Annotated in this window: 16 protein-coding genes; 8 read left to right on the plus strand and 8 right to left on the minus strand. The window is 36.0% G+C overall.

Translation table 11 applies throughout. The features are described from left to right. Positions 1-100: 100 nt before the first annotated feature. Positions 101-1,741: an NAD+ synthase gene (locus ASE74_RS11045; protein ID WP_055908571.1), complete on the minus strand. Its 1,641-nt coding sequence runs from the start codon at positions 1,739-1,741 to the stop codon at positions 101-103. Between the two features lie 61 nt (positions 1,742-1,802). Beyond that, a complete protein-coding gene (locus tag ASE74_RS11050) occupies positions 1,803-2,477 on the minus strand; it encodes a porin family protein (RefSeq protein WP_055909482.1) in 675 nt (224 codons plus the stop codon). A 30-nt stretch (positions 2,478-2,507) separates the two neighbouring features. On the opposite strand from ASE74_RS11050, the gene gldB reads away from it, so the two are divergent. From gldB to ASE74_RS11070, 4 genes are all read left to right on the plus strand, one after another. Beyond that, the gene (gene gldB / locus ASE74_RS11055; RefSeq protein ID WP_055908574.1) at positions 2,508-3,542 is read left to right on the plus strand and encodes a gliding motility lipoprotein GldB; all 1,035 of its coding nucleotides are present in this window, start codon (positions 2,508-2,510) and stop codon (positions 3,540-3,542) included. An 89-nt stretch (positions 3,543-3,631) separates the two neighbouring features. Further along, positions 3,632-4,402, plus strand: a complete 771-nt coding sequence (locus tag ASE74_RS11060; protein WP_055908577.1) for a patatin-like phospholipase family protein — start codon at positions 3,632-3,634, stop codon at positions 4,400-4,402. Positions 4,403-4,717: 315 nt separating this feature from the next. Continuing rightward, the gene (locus tag ASE74_RS11065; RefSeq protein WP_055908580.1) at positions 4,718-5,512 is read left to right on the plus strand and encodes a M12 family metallopeptidase; all 795 of its coding nucleotides are present in this window, start codon (positions 4,718-4,720) and stop codon (positions 5,510-5,512) included. Between the two features lie 70 nt (positions 5,513-5,582). Further along, positions 5,583-6,500: a hypothetical protein gene (locus ASE74_RS11070; RefSeq protein ID WP_055908584.1), complete on the plus strand. Its 918-nt coding sequence runs from the start codon at positions 5,583-5,585 to the stop codon at positions 6,498-6,500. A gap of 15 nt (positions 6,501-6,515) precedes the next feature. Here the strand turns inward: ASE74_RS11070 and ASE74_RS11075 are convergent, their stop codons facing one another. The 4 genes from ASE74_RS11075 to ASE74_RS11090 form a co-directional block, all read right to left on the minus strand. Further along, positions 6,516-7,232, minus strand: coding sequence for a 2-phosphosulfolactate phosphatase (locus ASE74_RS11075; RefSeq protein ID WP_055908587.1), 717 nt, complete (start codon positions 7,230-7,232; stop codon positions 6,516-6,518). A gap of 84 nt (positions 7,233-7,316) precedes the next feature. Next, positions 7,317-8,396 carry a glycine cleavage system aminomethyltransferase GcvT gene (gcvT, locus tag ASE74_RS11080; protein WP_055908590.1) on the minus strand — a complete coding sequence of 360 codons (1,080 nt, stop codon included), beginning with the start codon at positions 8,394-8,396 and terminating at the stop codon, positions 7,317-7,319. Between the two features lie 271 nt (positions 8,397-8,667). Then, positions 8,668-9,870, minus strand: a complete 1,203-nt coding sequence (locus tag ASE74_RS11085; protein WP_055908593.1) for a glycosyltransferase family 4 protein — start codon at positions 9,868-9,870, stop codon at positions 8,668-8,670. A 22-nt stretch (positions 9,871-9,892) separates the two neighbouring features. Then, the gene (locus ASE74_RS11090) at positions 9,893-10,501 is read right to left on the minus strand and encodes a ribonuclease HII (protein WP_055908596.1); all 609 of its coding nucleotides are present in this window, start codon (positions 10,499-10,501) and stop codon (positions 9,893-9,895) included. A gap of 86 nt (positions 10,502-10,587) precedes the next feature. Here ASE74_RS11090 and ASE74_RS11095 point away from each other — a divergent pair, with 86 nt between their 5' ends. From ASE74_RS11095 to ASE74_RS11110, 4 genes are all read left to right on the plus strand, one after another. Next, entirely contained in the window at positions 10,588-11,259 is a 672-nt protein-coding gene (locus tag ASE74_RS11095; protein ID WP_157255403.1) for a hypothetical protein, read from the plus strand. A 9-nt stretch (positions 11,260-11,268) separates the two neighbouring features. Then, a complete protein-coding gene (locus ASE74_RS11100) occupies positions 11,269-11,628 on the plus strand; it encodes a TfoX/Sxy family protein (RefSeq protein WP_055908603.1) in 360 nt (119 codons plus the stop codon). A 61-nt stretch (positions 11,629-11,689) separates the two neighbouring features. Beyond that, a complete protein-coding gene (locus tag ASE74_RS11105) occupies positions 11,690-12,325 on the plus strand; it encodes a carboxypeptidase regulatory-like domain-containing protein (protein ID WP_055908606.1) in 636 nt (211 codons plus the stop codon). 96 nt (positions 12,326-12,421) lie between these two features. Continuing rightward, positions 12,422-12,952, plus strand: coding sequence for a DUF4251 domain-containing protein (locus tag ASE74_RS11110; RefSeq protein ID WP_055908609.1), 531 nt, complete (start codon positions 12,422-12,424; stop codon positions 12,950-12,952). A 115-nt stretch (positions 12,953-13,067) separates the two neighbouring features. Here ASE74_RS11110 and ASE74_RS11115 read toward each other — a convergent pair whose 3' ends face one another. Beyond that, on the minus strand, positions 13,068-14,150 hold the full coding sequence (locus tag ASE74_RS11115) for a glutaminyl-peptide cyclotransferase (RefSeq protein WP_055908612.1): 1,083 nt from the start codon (positions 14,148-14,150) through the stop codon (positions 13,068-13,070). Continuing rightward, complete coding sequence (locus tag ASE74_RS11120; RefSeq protein ID WP_055908615.1) at positions 14,128-14,493, minus strand: YraN family protein; 366 nt, start codon at positions 14,491-14,493, stop codon at positions 14,128-14,130. The genes ASE74_RS11115 and ASE74_RS11120 overlap by 23 nt, the downstream gene beginning before the upstream one ends. Positions 14,494-14,711 lie beyond the last annotated feature (218 nt).

A 14,711-nucleotide genomic window follows, 5' to 3' on the forward strand; every position in this document is an offset into this window, starting at 1 on the left:
CATTATGAAAAAATAATATAAGCTGACGATTTTCTTCACACAGTTTCCCGGTTTTCAGTTTACAGCTTAATCAAACCTAATAATTAGGCCGTTAAATAACTTAAGCCATATATTTACCTACTATTGGCATTCTTCTGCCCATACCAAATGCTTTTGGCGATACCCTTAAAATTGGTGGCGTTTGATAACGTTTAAATTCAGCGATATTGACCATCTTTAAAATGCGCTTAACTAATTCTGCATCATAACCCTGGGCTATAATGGCTTTCGAGCCTTGCTTTTTTTCGATATGCTGGTACAATATTCTATCCAGAATTTCATACTCAGGAAGTGAATCAGAATCTTTTTGATCAGGTCTTAACTCCGCTGATGGCGGTTTAACAATCGTATTAACCGGAATAATTTCTCTTTCTTTATTGATGTATTTTGCCAACTCAAAAACCTGCATTTTATATACATCACCAATTACCGCTATCGCACCACACATATCGCCGTATAAAGTACCATAACCTACCGCACACTCGCTTTTATTGGAGGTATTTAATAAAATATAACCAAATTTGTTGCTCATGGCCATATTAATAATTCCGCGGATACGGGCCTGGATGTTTTCTTCTGTAAGGTTAAAAGGCATGCCTTTAAAAGCTGGTGCCAATATCTGATCAAAAGCTTCAGCTGCATCTTTAATCGGCACAATTTCGTGCATGCAACCAATATTATTTACCAGGTCCAGGGCATCTTGTACAGAGTGGTCAGAAGAATATTTTGATGGCATTAAAACCGTCATCACATTCTCAGGCCCCAATGCCTTGCAAGCTAATGCACAAACCACAGCCGAATCTATCCCGCCAGAAAGACCCAAAACGGCTTTACTGAAACCAGATTTCTTAAAATAATCGCTGATTCCTAAAATCAGTGCATCATGAATCTGCTCAATATCCGTCATTCTTTCCAGTTGAGGATATTTGTTTCGTACATTTTCAACTTCTTCCAAATCAAAAACCTGAAGATCTTCTTCAAAATATTTCATTTCGGCTTTCATTGTTCCATCTGCATCGAAAACCATCGATCCACCGTCGAAAATAATTTCAGTTTGTGCGCCAACCTGGTTTACATAAAATACCGGAAGTTTATACTTTTTCGCATTATCCGCCAATACCTGTATCCGTTCATCATCGTGTGTATAAGAAAAAGGCGATGCTGCAATATTGATCATCACATCAGGCTGCTCTTTAATCAGCTCATCCATCGGATTGGATACATACAATGGATTATCATTTATATTCCATAAGTCTTCACAAATGGTTAGCGCAATCTTTTTCCCTTTAAAATCAATACAGCTAAATTGAGTGGCGGGCTCGAAATAACGGTATTCATCAAAAACATCGTAAGTTGGTAAAAGTGCCTTTCTAACCACCGCTTTAATCTTTCCTGCCTCAATAAAATAGGCCGCATTAAACAAATCCTTACCTTGTAATACTTTGTTTTTAATCGGCAAACCAACAATGCAAGCAATATCCGTGCAATGTTTGGCTATTTCCTCCACAGCGGTTTGGCAATGGATTATAAACTCATCAAATTCTAAAAAATCTCTTGGTGGGTACCCACAGATAGCCAGCTCAGCAAAAACAACAAGATCAGCACCTTTATTTTTCGCCAATTGAATATTTTCAGTTATTTTTTGGGTATTATGCTCAAAGTTTCCAATGTGATAATTGAGTTGTGCCAGTGCTATTTTCATTTTGCTTTTCTAGTTTTTGTTATAAAGAGATTGTATCAGGCGGCATATGTGTTTCCTCCGATTAGAAGAAAACACCGAAATTAAGTGCCAGGTAGTGATTTTTAACATTCCTGCCTTTATCCGATACAATATTAGTAAAGCCGTTATTAAAAGTTAAACCAGCTACAATACTGGTATTGCCAGAAATATCAAATTCACCACCACCACCAATAATTAATCCGGCGCGATAAAGTTTGATATTATCTGATACATTTTGATTATCGCCAACAGTAGTACCGCCCGTTACAGCATCTTGTTTAGCACTGATATTAATCGAATTAGACAAGCCAAACTGACCGTACCAACGCTTTCCATCAGCCTTTACCGTTTTTAATTTAACAGTTAAGGGTAGATCTACATATTGCAATTTATACTTTAAATCGTAAGCTTTAGGGGCAGTACTGGTACCGCCTGTATAATATGGCAAAACATTTGCCTCCGTGCTTTTACCGTTAATTGAAGTAATGGTTAACGCGGTAGAAAAACTATAATTGGGTGCAAAGTTAAAATCGCCGATCAATCCATAAGAGAAACCCAATGCTAAACCGTCGGTTTTTCCTTGTTCAGGTTTAATCCATCCAAAAGTTGGCGTAGCGGTTAAGCCCAACCTAAAACCATAGCTGGTTAAAGGAGAATTTTGCGCCCAGGCACCAATAGTTAATAGAGATAAAATTAAAATGGTCGATATTCTTTTCATGCTATAGCTGATTATATATATTTGTTCTACATGATGTATAACGTAAAACACTGGCAAATTTATCTAATTTTTCTTTTTGCCATCGCATTTATTTCCTGCAAGCAAAACAACAGGCCAGATGTTAGTAATACACAGGTAAATATCAAAATAGAACGATTTGATAACGAGCTATTTACAGGTAAAAACAAAAATATTATTGATGTAGATAAGCAGTTGAATATGAAATATGGTGTATTTTATGACGACTTTATTCATAGAATCCTTGATAGCAAATATTCAAATACCGAATCGTTGGCGAATTTGTACCACGATCAGGCCTACACGGATTTAAGCAAAGAAGTTGACAGCGTTTTTCCAAATTTAAAGGCACAGGAAGAAGGACTAAATGAAACTTTTAAATACATCAAATATTACTATCCAAAAGTAAAAATTCCTAGGTTTATTTCTTTTGCTTCGGGTTTTGCTTATCAGATGCCTGTGGGTGATAATTACCTGGGTATCGGTTTAGACATGTTTCTTGGCAAAGACAGCAAATTTTACAGGGCCATTGTGCAAAGTGTTCCATTATACCTTTCAAGGAGATTTGCTCCCGAATATATTGTACCACGCGTGGCAGAAACCTTTGCACACGAAGAACTTTTTTCCGAACCTGATGAAAACAGGACCCTGCTTTCTAAAATGATTTTTCAGGGAAAGATTTTATACTTTTTAGACCAGGTTTTACCTGAAAACACAAGCGACTCTACAAAAATTGGATACACTCAGCAACAATTGGATTGGGCACAAAATTTCGAGGGGGATATTTGGGCATATTTTTTGGAGAACAATTATTTATATGAAACGGATTACCAAAAGATTCAGGTATTCTTATCAGAAGGTCCATTTACTCCAGGTTTAGGAGAGAATAGAGATTCGGCACCAAAATTGGGTGTTTGGACGGGTTGGCAAATTGTTAGAAAATATATGAAAGCACACCCTGAAGTTACTTTACAAAAATTAATGGCCGATCAGGATGCGCAAAAAATTTTAACACAATCGAAATACAAACCTAAACAACAGAAGTAACTGCATTTTTTAATAGTTCATTTATGTACGCAGGTTAAATACAATTACACAATCAAGCAGTTTTTAAACAATTATCCCAAAGTAAATCTATGAAAGTTGGCATTGTATTATCAGGCGGAGGCATAAGGGGAATAGCGCATTTAGGTGTTTTAAAAGCTTTTAGCAATTTAGGCATTACCTTTAGTCACATTAGCGGAACAAGCGCTGGAGCAATTGCGGGAGCATTTTTTGCTGCAGGAATAGATCCGGAAGAAGGTTTGAGCATTTTCTTAAAAACAAAATTATGGCGTTTTGTTAGACCTGCAGTAGGCTCTTTGGGTTTGATTAACATAGAAAATACTTCATTAATTTTAAAAGAATACTTTCCCGACAATACAATTGAAAAGTTAAAAATACCTTTAACCATTGCGGCAGTAAACTTTAGCGAAGGCCGGTTGGTTTATTTTACCAAAGGCCCGTTAATTAGGGCTATTCATGCTTCGAGCTGCATCCCAGGTATATTTAAACCCATTATGATTGATGGTCAGATGTATGTAGACGGCGGCATTTTAAATAATTTTCCTGTAGAACCTTTAATGGAAGATTGCGATTTCATTATTGGATCATCTTGTAATCACCTCAAACCTGTTGATAAAATTACCGGCATAACCAATTTAATGGGACGCGCCGGTATCATGTCAATCAACCACGACATGGAAAGAAAAGCGAAATTTTGCAATGTTTTAATTGAACCAAAAGGTTTGGGCGCCATTAGTACCTTTGATATGAAACGTGCTGAAGATATTTATTGGCTAGCCCATGAAGAAGCCTTAATTACAATCAAAAACAGCCCGTTTATCTCTGATTTAATAACGAAATAAACATCCAGATATTTATTTCATTACCGGATAAAATATAGTATTTATAATACACATATATTTATATTTATTACAAATTTATAAAGTGTATAATATACACTTATGCAATAAAAATATTACAATTCTCTTGGTGATGATGTAATATTATTCTATTTTAGGATTATACTTTGCAAATGCAGAGCCAATCATCCTAAATTCTATCTATGTTTTTCAACCTTATTATTCTTTTCCAAAAAAGAAGAATTCCTGTTTTTACAATTTTCTAACTTGAGTTTCAGACCGAAAAAGATCATTAATTTTTACCTAAAAACCTAAACCATGAAATTCTTAAAATTAAACAAAACGCTATTAACTGCATTAGCGTTAACCACAGTATTATTTGCCTGTAAAAAAGAAAAACCAACAGAAATAACAGACTTAGATAAACCAGAATTAACAGCCGTTAATCCACTTGGTGATATCAAAATCTGTACAGAAAGATCTTTGGATGGTACTACTCCAAGGGGTGCTGTTTTAAAATCTACAAAATGGGCACCAGGAACCACAATTAAAGTAAGTTTAAACGGAAGCACAGCGGCAATCCGTGCCAAAGTAATCCAGTTTGCAAAACAGTGGGAAACCTATGCCAATATAAAATTCAATTTTGTAACCAATGATAACACTGCCAAAATTAGGGTAAGTTTTGTTAGTGGTGATGGATCTTGGTCTTATATTGGTAAATCGACTCCAAGCACCGGTGCCACCATGAATTACGGTTGGTTAACCGCCACTACAGCAGATTCGGAGTATAGCCGTGTGGTAATTCACGAATTTGGCCATGCTTTAGGCTTAATCCATGAGCACCAACACCCATTGGTAGCCATTCCTTGGGATAAACCAGCAGTTTATGCTTATTACGCGGCCGCGCCAAATTATTGGAGCCAAGCTGATGTTGATAACAACCTATTTGCTAAATACAGCACAACACAAACCAACTATAGTGCTTACGACAAAAGTTCGATTATGCATTACTCGGTTCCAAACGAATTAACCATTGGTGATTTCGAAGTGGGATGGAATACCGTATTATCACCAACTGACAAGTCATTTATCGCTACAGTATATCCATTTTAAAAAATAATCAATACACATAGTGGTTTAAATCAACACTATGTGTATTTTGCTTGTATAAACTGAAAAAAATATGTCTATCGCTTTGCGAAACTTTTCTTTAAAACCATTTTTTGCCTGCTTAATTCTTATCCTCTTTTACCAGGTTTCGTTTGCACAAGATGTGTTGCATAAATGGGAAGTAAAGCCATATGTTGGCATAGAACAGGCCAGATTCGATTGGTCTATTGCAGGAAATACTGCCGGAACCAATCCGAATATATTGTCAGAGTTGATTTGGAAAAATCTTAAAGGACCAGGTTTTGGCTTAAATGTAAAATACCTCATCACCAATAGGCTAAGCGTTAAGGTAAACAACCAGTATAGTAATATTACCAAAGGTGATGCAGAAGATACCGATTATGCAGATGATAACAGGCAAAATGCATTCTATTTCGACCTGCTAAATGCGAATAAAGGGTACTTGTACAATGCTGATTTACAATTTAGCTACCAGCTTTTAACTTTTGGGCAATTTAACATTAAACCGATTATTGGTGTATCGTACAATCAGCAAAAATTTTATCTTTTGGAAAGCGCAAACAATCCAGACAGCAAAGGTTTAAATTCTACTTATCAGGCACGATATAAAGGTTTTGATTTTGGCTCTGAATTTATTTTTAAAACACTAAAATTCAGTATCGGCGCAACAATTCTAGCTGGATTTTACAATTATTCGGCAAAAGCCAACTGGAATTTAATTCCTGACTTTGCAAAACCCATAAGCTTTACGCATAAGTCTAATTCTTTCGCACTAGGTGGAAATGTAAATCTTTCTGTCCCTCTGAACAAAAGTTTAGGTTTGCAGCTTGACTATCAATTGAATAATATTAAAACTTATTCTGGCGTAGATAAAGCCTATTTTAATACGCAACCTACTGAAGAAACCCAATTTAACGGCGCAAATTTTAGAAAAAATGCGGTTTTGCTCGGCTTAAACTTTAGCTTTTAGCCCCATTTTGGTGCTTTAATGCTGTAAGGCCACTAAACGTGCTCCATCTAGAACAGGTATTGCTTTGCAAAGATTTAACTGCAAACAGAAAACCACGTCTTCTTCAATATTCAATTGGGCTAAACGATGGCTATGTGAAGATTTATGCAGGTATTTTCGTAAATCTGTTTTTGCCAGTGAATATAAATCTTCAACAGCTACACTAGAATCATCGAAATGTTCAAAATTCTGTCGCAGTTTACTCACTACCGCTCCGGCAAAAAGAGTATCTTCTAAATTAAACTGATCTTTCCATCCGGCACACAGCAAAAGCACATTTTTATCCTGACTTTTCAGGTAATCGCAAAGTGCATCAAGATTTAAGAATGAGCCAATAATTACCTGGTAAGCTCTTTTCTGTGCCAAATGCAACGCTTTAGTACCATTTGTAGTTGTTAAAACAACAGTTTTTCCACCTACTTTTTCTTTGGTGTATGAAAAAGGTGAGTTTCCGAAATCGTACCCTTCTACTACTTCACCATTTCGTTCTGCAGCCAATAAAAATCCACTGTCGCTATACGTTAAGCAATCTTCCACGTTGGCAACAGGAATAATGGCCTCAGCTCCGTTATCTATTCCATAAGTAATGGATGATGTAGCCCTTAAAATATCGATAACCACCACAATACTTTCCTCGATATCATATAAATCGATCAAGGCTGGTGTTAAACAAACTTCTATTTTTTTTGACATTTGACGAGATATGAGGTGTGAGATATGGGATATGAGATTTTAGCGGTCAAACCGTCTCAAATCTCATATCTATTGTCTCAAATCTTATTTATAAAAAGGAAACTTAACTACTTTAGCCTTAATTGGCGTATTACGGATTAAAATAAAAACTTCAGTTCCTTCTTTAGTAAATTCTTTAGCGATATAACCCATACCTATTGCTTTTTGCAATGAAGGGGCCTGCGTACCTGAAGTTACTTTACCAATAATATTTCCTTCAGCATCAGCAATTTGATAATCATGACGTGGAATACCTCGATCGATCATTTCAAAGCCAACTAATTTCTTTTGAATACCCGCTTCTTTTTGTGCCAGTAACGCCTCAGAATTGGTAAAGGTTTTAGAAAATTTGGTAATCCAGCCTAAACCTGCTTCAATTGGCGAAGTGGTATCATCAATATCATTTCCGTATAAACAGAAACCCATTTCTAAACGTAAAGTATCGCGGGCACCTAAACCGATTGGCTGAATATTGTAGGATGCACCAGCTTTAAAAATGGCATCCCAGATTTGATCAGCATATTGATTTTCAAAATAAATCTCGAAACCACCAGCTCCAGTATAACCTGTTGCAGAAATCACCACGTTATCTATACCAGCAAAAGTACCTTTTACGAAAGTGTAATATTCCATTGAAGCCAGATTTACATCAGTTAAGCTTTGTAAGGCATCTGCAGCTTTCGGCCCCTGAATAGCCAAAAGGGAGGTTTGATCGGAAATATTATGCATTTCTACATCTTTCGAATTAAACTGTTGAATCCAGTTCCAATCTTTTTCGATGTTTGAGGCATTCACCACCAACATATAGGTTTTATCGTCTATTTTATAAACCAGAAGATCATCTACAATACCGCCATCTTTATTTGGCAGGCAGGAGTATTGAACCTTGCCATCATATAATTTAGAAGCATCATTACTGGTTACACGTTGAATAAGATCCAGTGCATTTTCACCTTTAAGGATAAATTCGCCCATGTGGCTTACATCAAAAACACCTACACCATTACGAACAGTTGCATGCTCGGCATTAATACCTTCGTAAGTAACAGGCATATTGTAACCTGCAAATGGAACCATTTTAGCGCCTAAAGCGATGTGTTTTTCAGTTAATGCGGTGTTTTTCATCCGTAAGTTTATTTTTTTATGATAATGAAGCTATTTGATCTATATTATTTAACGCATTAGGCTTTGAATAAAGGTTTCCAGCCTAATCTTTCTGGGTGGCAAAACTACTAAGAAAAAGACAAAATTTTGAGGTTAATTTTAAGGAGTTTATTAGCAGAATTCTTCTCGTAATCGTGATGCTGAACTTGTTTCAGCATCTATTTTACGAAATTTCCAGAGTTGACAACTTTTCTTTCTAAATGCATAGAAAAGTTGTAAACTCTTATTATAGCTATGCGCTCACCAATTCTTCGTAAATCTTTAGCATTTTACTGGAGATTAAATGAACACCGTGGTCGTTTTCTACCGTTTTTCGTGCATTTTCACCAATTTCCATCCAGCGTTTTGGATTGATGATACACTGTAATATTGACCGGTAAAATTCATCTGCAGAATCTGCAATCAAAATATCATGTCCATGCCTGCAATTAATACCCTCTGCCGCTGTAGTGGTAGCAATAATGCATTTTTTCATAGCCATACCTTCAATAATTTTTACCCGCATGCCGGTTCCTGAAATTAAAGGGACAATCATAATGGCTTTTGAGTTCATAAATTCTACGGCATCAAACACCTCTCCTTCTACAATAAGGTTTTCGGAATCGTATTCGAAGAAATGTTTTTGCATATTTTTCCCTGCGATATAAAAGCGGAGATCTTTATTTAATTTCTCTATATCGGGCCATATATCATCCAAAAACCATTCTAAACCTTCCTGATTCGGACGCCAATCCATAGCACCCAGATGAAAAAGTGTTGGAAAACTGGTTTTACTTTTATCTACTTTGTATTTTTCTAAATCGATGGCAACAGGAAAAACTGTCATGGGCACTTCGCAGCCAAACATCAGTATACTTTGGCGGTCGGGCTCAGAAATGGCAAAAATTTGGTGAAAACGGTTAATTTGATCAGTTTCGTAAGCTTTTAACCTTTGTGCCAAAAAGGCGAGGTACTTTCGGCGTATTAGAAACTTTTCTGAATGTGAAAGTCGCTCCCAAAGTGTAAATTCGATATTATGCGCACGGTAAATTAACTTCGCATTGCTATTTGCCTTTACTACATCTAAATAGGGAACAACAAAAAGACCTTCAAACTGGATAATATCAAATGCATTTTCGCGCAGGAGATTTTCTAACTGACGGGCGGCATCTTCGCTGTAATACCTGGAAACATTATAAGATTCGTTAGTGAAAATATTAAAAAATGCCGACCATACGTTTACTTCGGTATCTAAATCGTAGGTATGGTATTTAATCTGTTCAAAAATAGGATCATAGATATCTTCCATATCTATTTTTCCTTTTGTTGGGTTAAGGCTAAACAAAGTAATATCCGCACCAAGTTGCAGTAAGCCTTTTATGGTATTGTAAACCACAATGGGATAACCACTATTTGGCGGAAAGGGAACCCGCTTAGTAATCAACAGAATTTTCACAATGTTGTGAAAATACGAAAATTTAGGCGTTTTTTGAAAACAGTTCCAATTGGGGATCGCTCACGTTAAAAGTTTTGCGGTGAAAAGGCGATAAGCCGATTTCTATCACGGCTCTGCGGTGTGCTATTGTTGGGTATCCTTTATTCTGCTGCCAATTGTAATGGGGATAATCAATATGCAGATTAGTCATATATTCATCCCTATGTGTTTTGGCCAATATAGATGCCGCAGCGATATTTAAATATTTGCCATCGCCTTTAACAATACAGCTATGTGGAATTTGGGGATAGGTTTTAAAACGGTTGCCATCTATTACCAGGTATTTTGGTTGGGTATGCAATTTTTCTATCGCCCTGTGCATAGCCAGAAATGAAGCATTTAGAATATTAATCTGGTCAATTTCTTCGTGATCGCATGAGGCCACAGCCCAGGCCAGAGCTTCTTTTTCAATAATTGGCCGTAACACGTCTCTCTGCTCATGAGATAATTGTTTCGAATCATTTAATCCTTCCAACACAAAGCCTTTTGGTAAAATTACCGCAGCTGCAAAAACAGGCCCTGCAAGGCAACCTCTTCCAGCTTCATCACACCCGGCCTCTAATAATTCTTCCTGATAGCAGTTTAACAACATGTTGCAAATTTACTGAAATAGAGATACTAAGAAAATTATTTTGTTCAACATCTTTTAAACATTAATTTTAAGGATAAACAATGCCAATGTACACTACTAAACTCACTTTCCTTTTTGCTTTAATTTGCCTTGTAGGTTTTGCACAAAAGAAAAAATATGAGATAATAGAACCACCTTCGAAAGAAATTGGTGATGTTTTAGAAAAACGAATGGTTTGTATTTACAGAAACATTTATGCACCTGAAGCGCGATTAAGATTTTTCCCTTTCAATGAATACAAAAAGATCGTATTGATTTCCTTCGAACTGCCAGAAGCAAGTACTGATATTGTCATTTATGATACAGATAAGCCATTAGTTAACGCTCCGGACAAGAAAGAAGTTGATCTGCCGTTACTAACAAAAAAACAAAAACTAGATCAAACGAGAATTAAAGAAAAGAAGATTTTATCAACCTTCGAGATTGATAAGCTAACCGACATTTTATATAATTTTGGCTATAAGTCTACCAAGAGCTATAAAGGATTACGTATAGCAGATGAGGGATACAGTTGTTATAATCCCAGAAATGCAATTGTATTTTTAGATGAGAAGGGATTGATCGCAGAATATATTGAGATTTGTTTTGAATGCCGTCGAAGAGAAGAAAGTTCAGAAAAAATAAAATCCGGAGAGTTTTGCACCGAGAAGTATGATCTGATCAGAAAATATTTTTATGCTGCTGGGATTAAATACGGGACAAACAAAAGTAAAAACTAATCGTAAATCATGAAATACAACGAAACCCTCGCCCTGCGTGTTGCCGAACGTTTAATGCATATTCCAGATGTTGAAGAAAAAGAGATGTTCAGTGGATTGGTTTTTATGGTGAACGGCAAAATGTGCATTGGTGTTTCTAAAGAAAGTATGATGGTGAGGCTTGATCCCAATATTTTAGAAAATTTATCTGATAAAGATGGCTGGCAGCAGATGGTTATGGGCGATAGACCAATGAAAGGCTACATTTCGGTATTGGAAGATGTGTTGGTTCGCAATGATGAACTCGATTTTTGGGTAAACCTTGCATTATCCTTTAATCCATTGGCGAAAGCTTCAAAAAGAAATAATAGAAAAGCAGCTAACCTGTAAATAAGGCCGAAACTGGCAAATCCATATTTTTTGATTAATTTTATCTTTCTAATCAAATTTTATGAAAAAAGGAGCTCCTGTAGCGGTATTTCTGCTATCTATTTCACTTACTCTTCTGGCTCAGGTTAAAAGATCAACCACGCAAACTTCAGATATTAAAGAAACAAATACACAACAATTAAAAACAGCTACACCTGAAGGGCATTACTGTGATTATTGCAAATTAAATTACCCTGAATCGCATTTTCCATGCATCATGAAATCCATCAAAGGCAAACTGGATGTAATAACCGGAGAGGTAAGTTTTGCAGCTGGGCAACCCATAGGTGGTATTGTGGTTAAAGGTGGTAAAAATGCCGGAGGGAATACAATAAACCTGGTTACCAATCAAAACGGGGAAATAGAATTTAACAATGAAACTTCAGGAAATTACAAATTGATCATCACTGTTCCTTCCACTAACCCAAACTCAAGGGTAGCGGGTTCGCCAATTGGGGGGATAATTGTGAAAGGTGGTAAAAATCCGGGTGGCAGTTTGATTACGGTAATCACTAACGAAAATGGCGAAATAGAACTTAATAATCTTTCTGCGGGAACCTATAAATTCACCGCTCTTGGTGCTACTTCAACAGAGAAAAGTAATCCTTTGTACAAATCCAGTCATTCGGATAAGACCAACCCTTTATATCAGGAGTAAATTCGTTAAATTTACGTTACATTCCATTTTTGGCACCATTATGGAATCTTTCAAGTTTGTGCATCTTTAAATTGTTACACATTTAAAACACACATTATGAAACGTTTAAATTTAATATTGAGCCTTGCCTTTCTCTTGCTTGGATTTCAATCTTTTGCCCAAACCAATAAAGAAACTACAGTCAGAATTGTAGCCGACAAAAATTATACTTTTATTGCCAACTCAGCCATGCCGATGTCTAATAACGATATTAGCAAAATATTAACGATGATGCCTGGCGGACAAGGGGGAGCAACTATTAACCTATCGGGATCACAATACGATGTACGGGTGACTAAAGATAGTGTTGTGGCATATTTACCTTATTACGGAAGATCTTATACTTCGCCGATAGATCCGAGCCAGGGAGGGATTAAATTTACTTCAAAAGATTTTACCTACACAGAATCGAAAAATAAAAAAGGATCTTATACCATCCAGATCAACACCAAGGATGTAAAAAGAGAAAACTATCGCTTTACCATCAATATTTCTACCAATGGTTATGCTTCATTAACAGCAAGTAGCTTTAATAAACAGCCGATTATTTTTAACGGCTATTTAGACGAACCGAAGAAAAAGGATTAATATGTAAATCGTCATTGCTGAGAAGGAACGACGAAGCAATCTTTCATGCTGGCGAGCCCTGCTATAAAGATTGCTTCGTAGGCTGAAAAAGCCTTTCTCGCAATGACGATTTCACTTACTTCTTCACCAACTCAATTTGAAAAATATGTGGCCACTTTTTACCTGCCACGAAAAGTCTTTTGGTTGCTTTATCATAAGCAATGCCGTTTAAAACATTATTCGCTTTTTCATCTTCAGTTTTAAAGTAATCGGCGGGCAACAATCCTGATAGATCAATTTTGCTTTCTACAGCACCTGTTTCCGGATTGATAATCAGAATTTCGTTTGTTGTATATACGTTTGCATAAATTTTGCCATCAATAATTTCCAATTCGTTCAAGTTTTGAATGGCACCTTTATTGTCGAAAACATCAATTGATCCAATTTTCTGATAAGAATCTTTATCCAGAAAAAATATTGTGTTCGAACCATCAGTATTGTATACTTTTTGTCCATCGAAAGCCAAACCCCAACCTTCTCTGCCAGTGGTATAAGAAAATTCAGACAGTTTTTTAAAAGTTGTCTTATCGTAAACGAAACCAACTTTTTCACGGTAAGTTAACTGAATAATCTTATTGCCGATTACCGTTATTCCTTCGCCAAAATATTGTTTATCTAAATCTGCTTTCTGTAAGATTTTCCCGGTAGAAGGTTCTACTTTACGTAAGCTCGAATGGCCGTAATCTCCTGCACTTTCATAAAAAAATCCGTCATGATATTCAAGGCCTTCTACATAAGAAGCTGTATCGTGAGGCAAGGTTTTAATTACCTTATAACTGTATTCAGAAGGTGCCTGAGCAGCTAAAACATTAATGTTTGAGGTTAAATCTTCTGATTTTCCTTCGCCGAATATTTTTGCTGTGATTAAGTGATTTCCTAATTTTAAACCTGCAGTTTTTAGTTTAATGGCTGAAGTATCAGTTTTCGAAAGTACTTTAACGGTATCGATTAAATAAACAACAGAATCTACCTTTTGCTCGGCTCCAAATTGTACTTTAACATCAAATTCATTACCTGATGCCACATTAAGGCCCGTCATAGGTGAAACAAAGCTTCTGTAGGTTGTGGTAGAACTGTCTTTACAAGAACTTACGAAGGCAAGTGCAATTCCGATAAATAAGAAATTTTTGATTGGGTTAATCTTCAGGCCAAAACGCATCTTCAATATGTTTTAAATTATAATTTTTATTTTTTATAAATGTAATCGCAATAATGTCAAAACGGACATCATTTTGATGATTCATGATTTCAATATAGGCATTCGCAGCCAATTCCATCTGAATTTGCTTCGCTTTTTGTACAAATTCTTCCGGATCGCCAAAAGCTACAGAACTTCGGGTTTTTACTTCCACAAAGATCATGATTCCGTTTTTATATACAATCAGGTCAACTTCGGCTTTTCCGTGCGTCCAGTTTTCATCTAAAATTTCATAACCTTCAACTTCCAAATATTGCTTGGCAATTCGTTCTCCCTCTTTCCCTAAATCATTGTGTAATGCCATAAATGATTAAAACTGGATTTAGATTAAAAATTTCTATAGAAATGATACTAGTTTCTTAACTTAAATTGATCGTCATGCTGAATTTATTTTATTAGCAGTTTTTATTGTTTTAAAGGTCTAATAGCTACTTCGTGGTCAGCATCTTCCTGCTATAAAGACCCTAAAATAAATTCAAGATAACGATACTATTATTTAATACATGAAGTTATGTTATCTAT

The organism is Pedobacter sp. Leaf216, assembly GCF_001421515.1.
Taxonomy (GTDB): Bacteria; Bacteroidota; Bacteroidia; order Sphingobacteriales; family Sphingobacteriaceae; genus Pedobacter.

What these genes read in the sequence shown, in the direction of transcription:
- ASE74_RS11045 (WP_055908571.1), bottom strand. Translation starts at nt 1,741, where the DNA reads ATGAAAATAGCACTGGCACAACTCAATTATCACATTGGAAACTTTGAG.
- ASE74_RS11050 (WP_055909482.1), bottom strand. Translation starts at nt 2,477, where the DNA reads ATGAAAAGAATATCGACCATTTTAATTTTATCTCTATTAACTATTGGT.
- gldB (WP_055908574.1), top strand. Translation starts at nt 2,508, where the DNA reads ATGATGTATAACGTAAAACACTGGCAAATTTATCTAATTTTTCTTTTT.
- ASE74_RS11060 (WP_055908577.1), top strand. Translation starts at nt 3,632, where the DNA reads ATGAAAGTTGGCATTGTATTATCAGGCGGAGGCATAAGGGGAATAGCG.
- ASE74_RS11065 (WP_055908580.1), top strand. Translation starts at nt 4,718, where the DNA reads ATGAAATTCTTAAAATTAAACAAAACGCTATTAACTGCATTAGCGTTA.
- ASE74_RS11070 (WP_055908584.1), top strand. Translation starts at nt 5,583, where the DNA reads ATGTCTATCGCTTTGCGAAACTTTTCTTTAAAACCATTTTTTGCCTGC.
- ASE74_RS11075 (WP_055908587.1), bottom strand. Translation starts at nt 7,232, where the DNA reads ATGTCAAAAAAAATAGAAGTTTGTTTAACACCAGCCTTGATCGATTTA.
- gcvT (WP_055908590.1), bottom strand. Translation starts at nt 8,396, where the DNA reads ATGAAAAACACCGCATTAACTGAAAAACACATCGCTTTAGGCGCTAAA.
- ASE74_RS11090 (WP_055908596.1), bottom strand. Translation starts at nt 10,501, where the DNA reads ATGTTGTTAAACTGCTATCAGGAAGAATTATTAGAGGCCGGGTGTGAT.
- ASE74_RS11095 (WP_157255403.1), top strand. Translation starts at nt 10,588, where the DNA reads ATGTACACTACTAAACTCACTTTCCTTTTTGCTTTAATTTGCCTTGTA.
- ASE74_RS11100 (WP_055908603.1), top strand. Translation starts at nt 11,269, where the DNA reads ATGAAATACAACGAAACCCTCGCCCTGCGTGTTGCCGAACGTTTAATG.
- ASE74_RS11105 (WP_055908606.1), top strand. Translation starts at nt 11,690, where the DNA reads ATGAAAAAAGGAGCTCCTGTAGCGGTATTTCTGCTATCTATTTCACTT.
- ASE74_RS11110 (WP_055908609.1), top strand. Translation starts at nt 12,422, where the DNA reads ATGAAACGTTTAAATTTAATATTGAGCCTTGCCTTTCTCTTGCTTGGA.
- ASE74_RS11115 (WP_055908612.1), bottom strand. Translation starts at nt 14,150, where the DNA reads ATGCGTTTTGGCCTGAAGATTAACCCAATCAAAAATTTCTTATTTATC.
- ASE74_RS11120 (WP_055908615.1), bottom strand. Translation starts at nt 14,493, where the DNA reads ATGGCATTACACAATGATTTAGGGAAAGAGGGAGAACGAATTGCCAAG.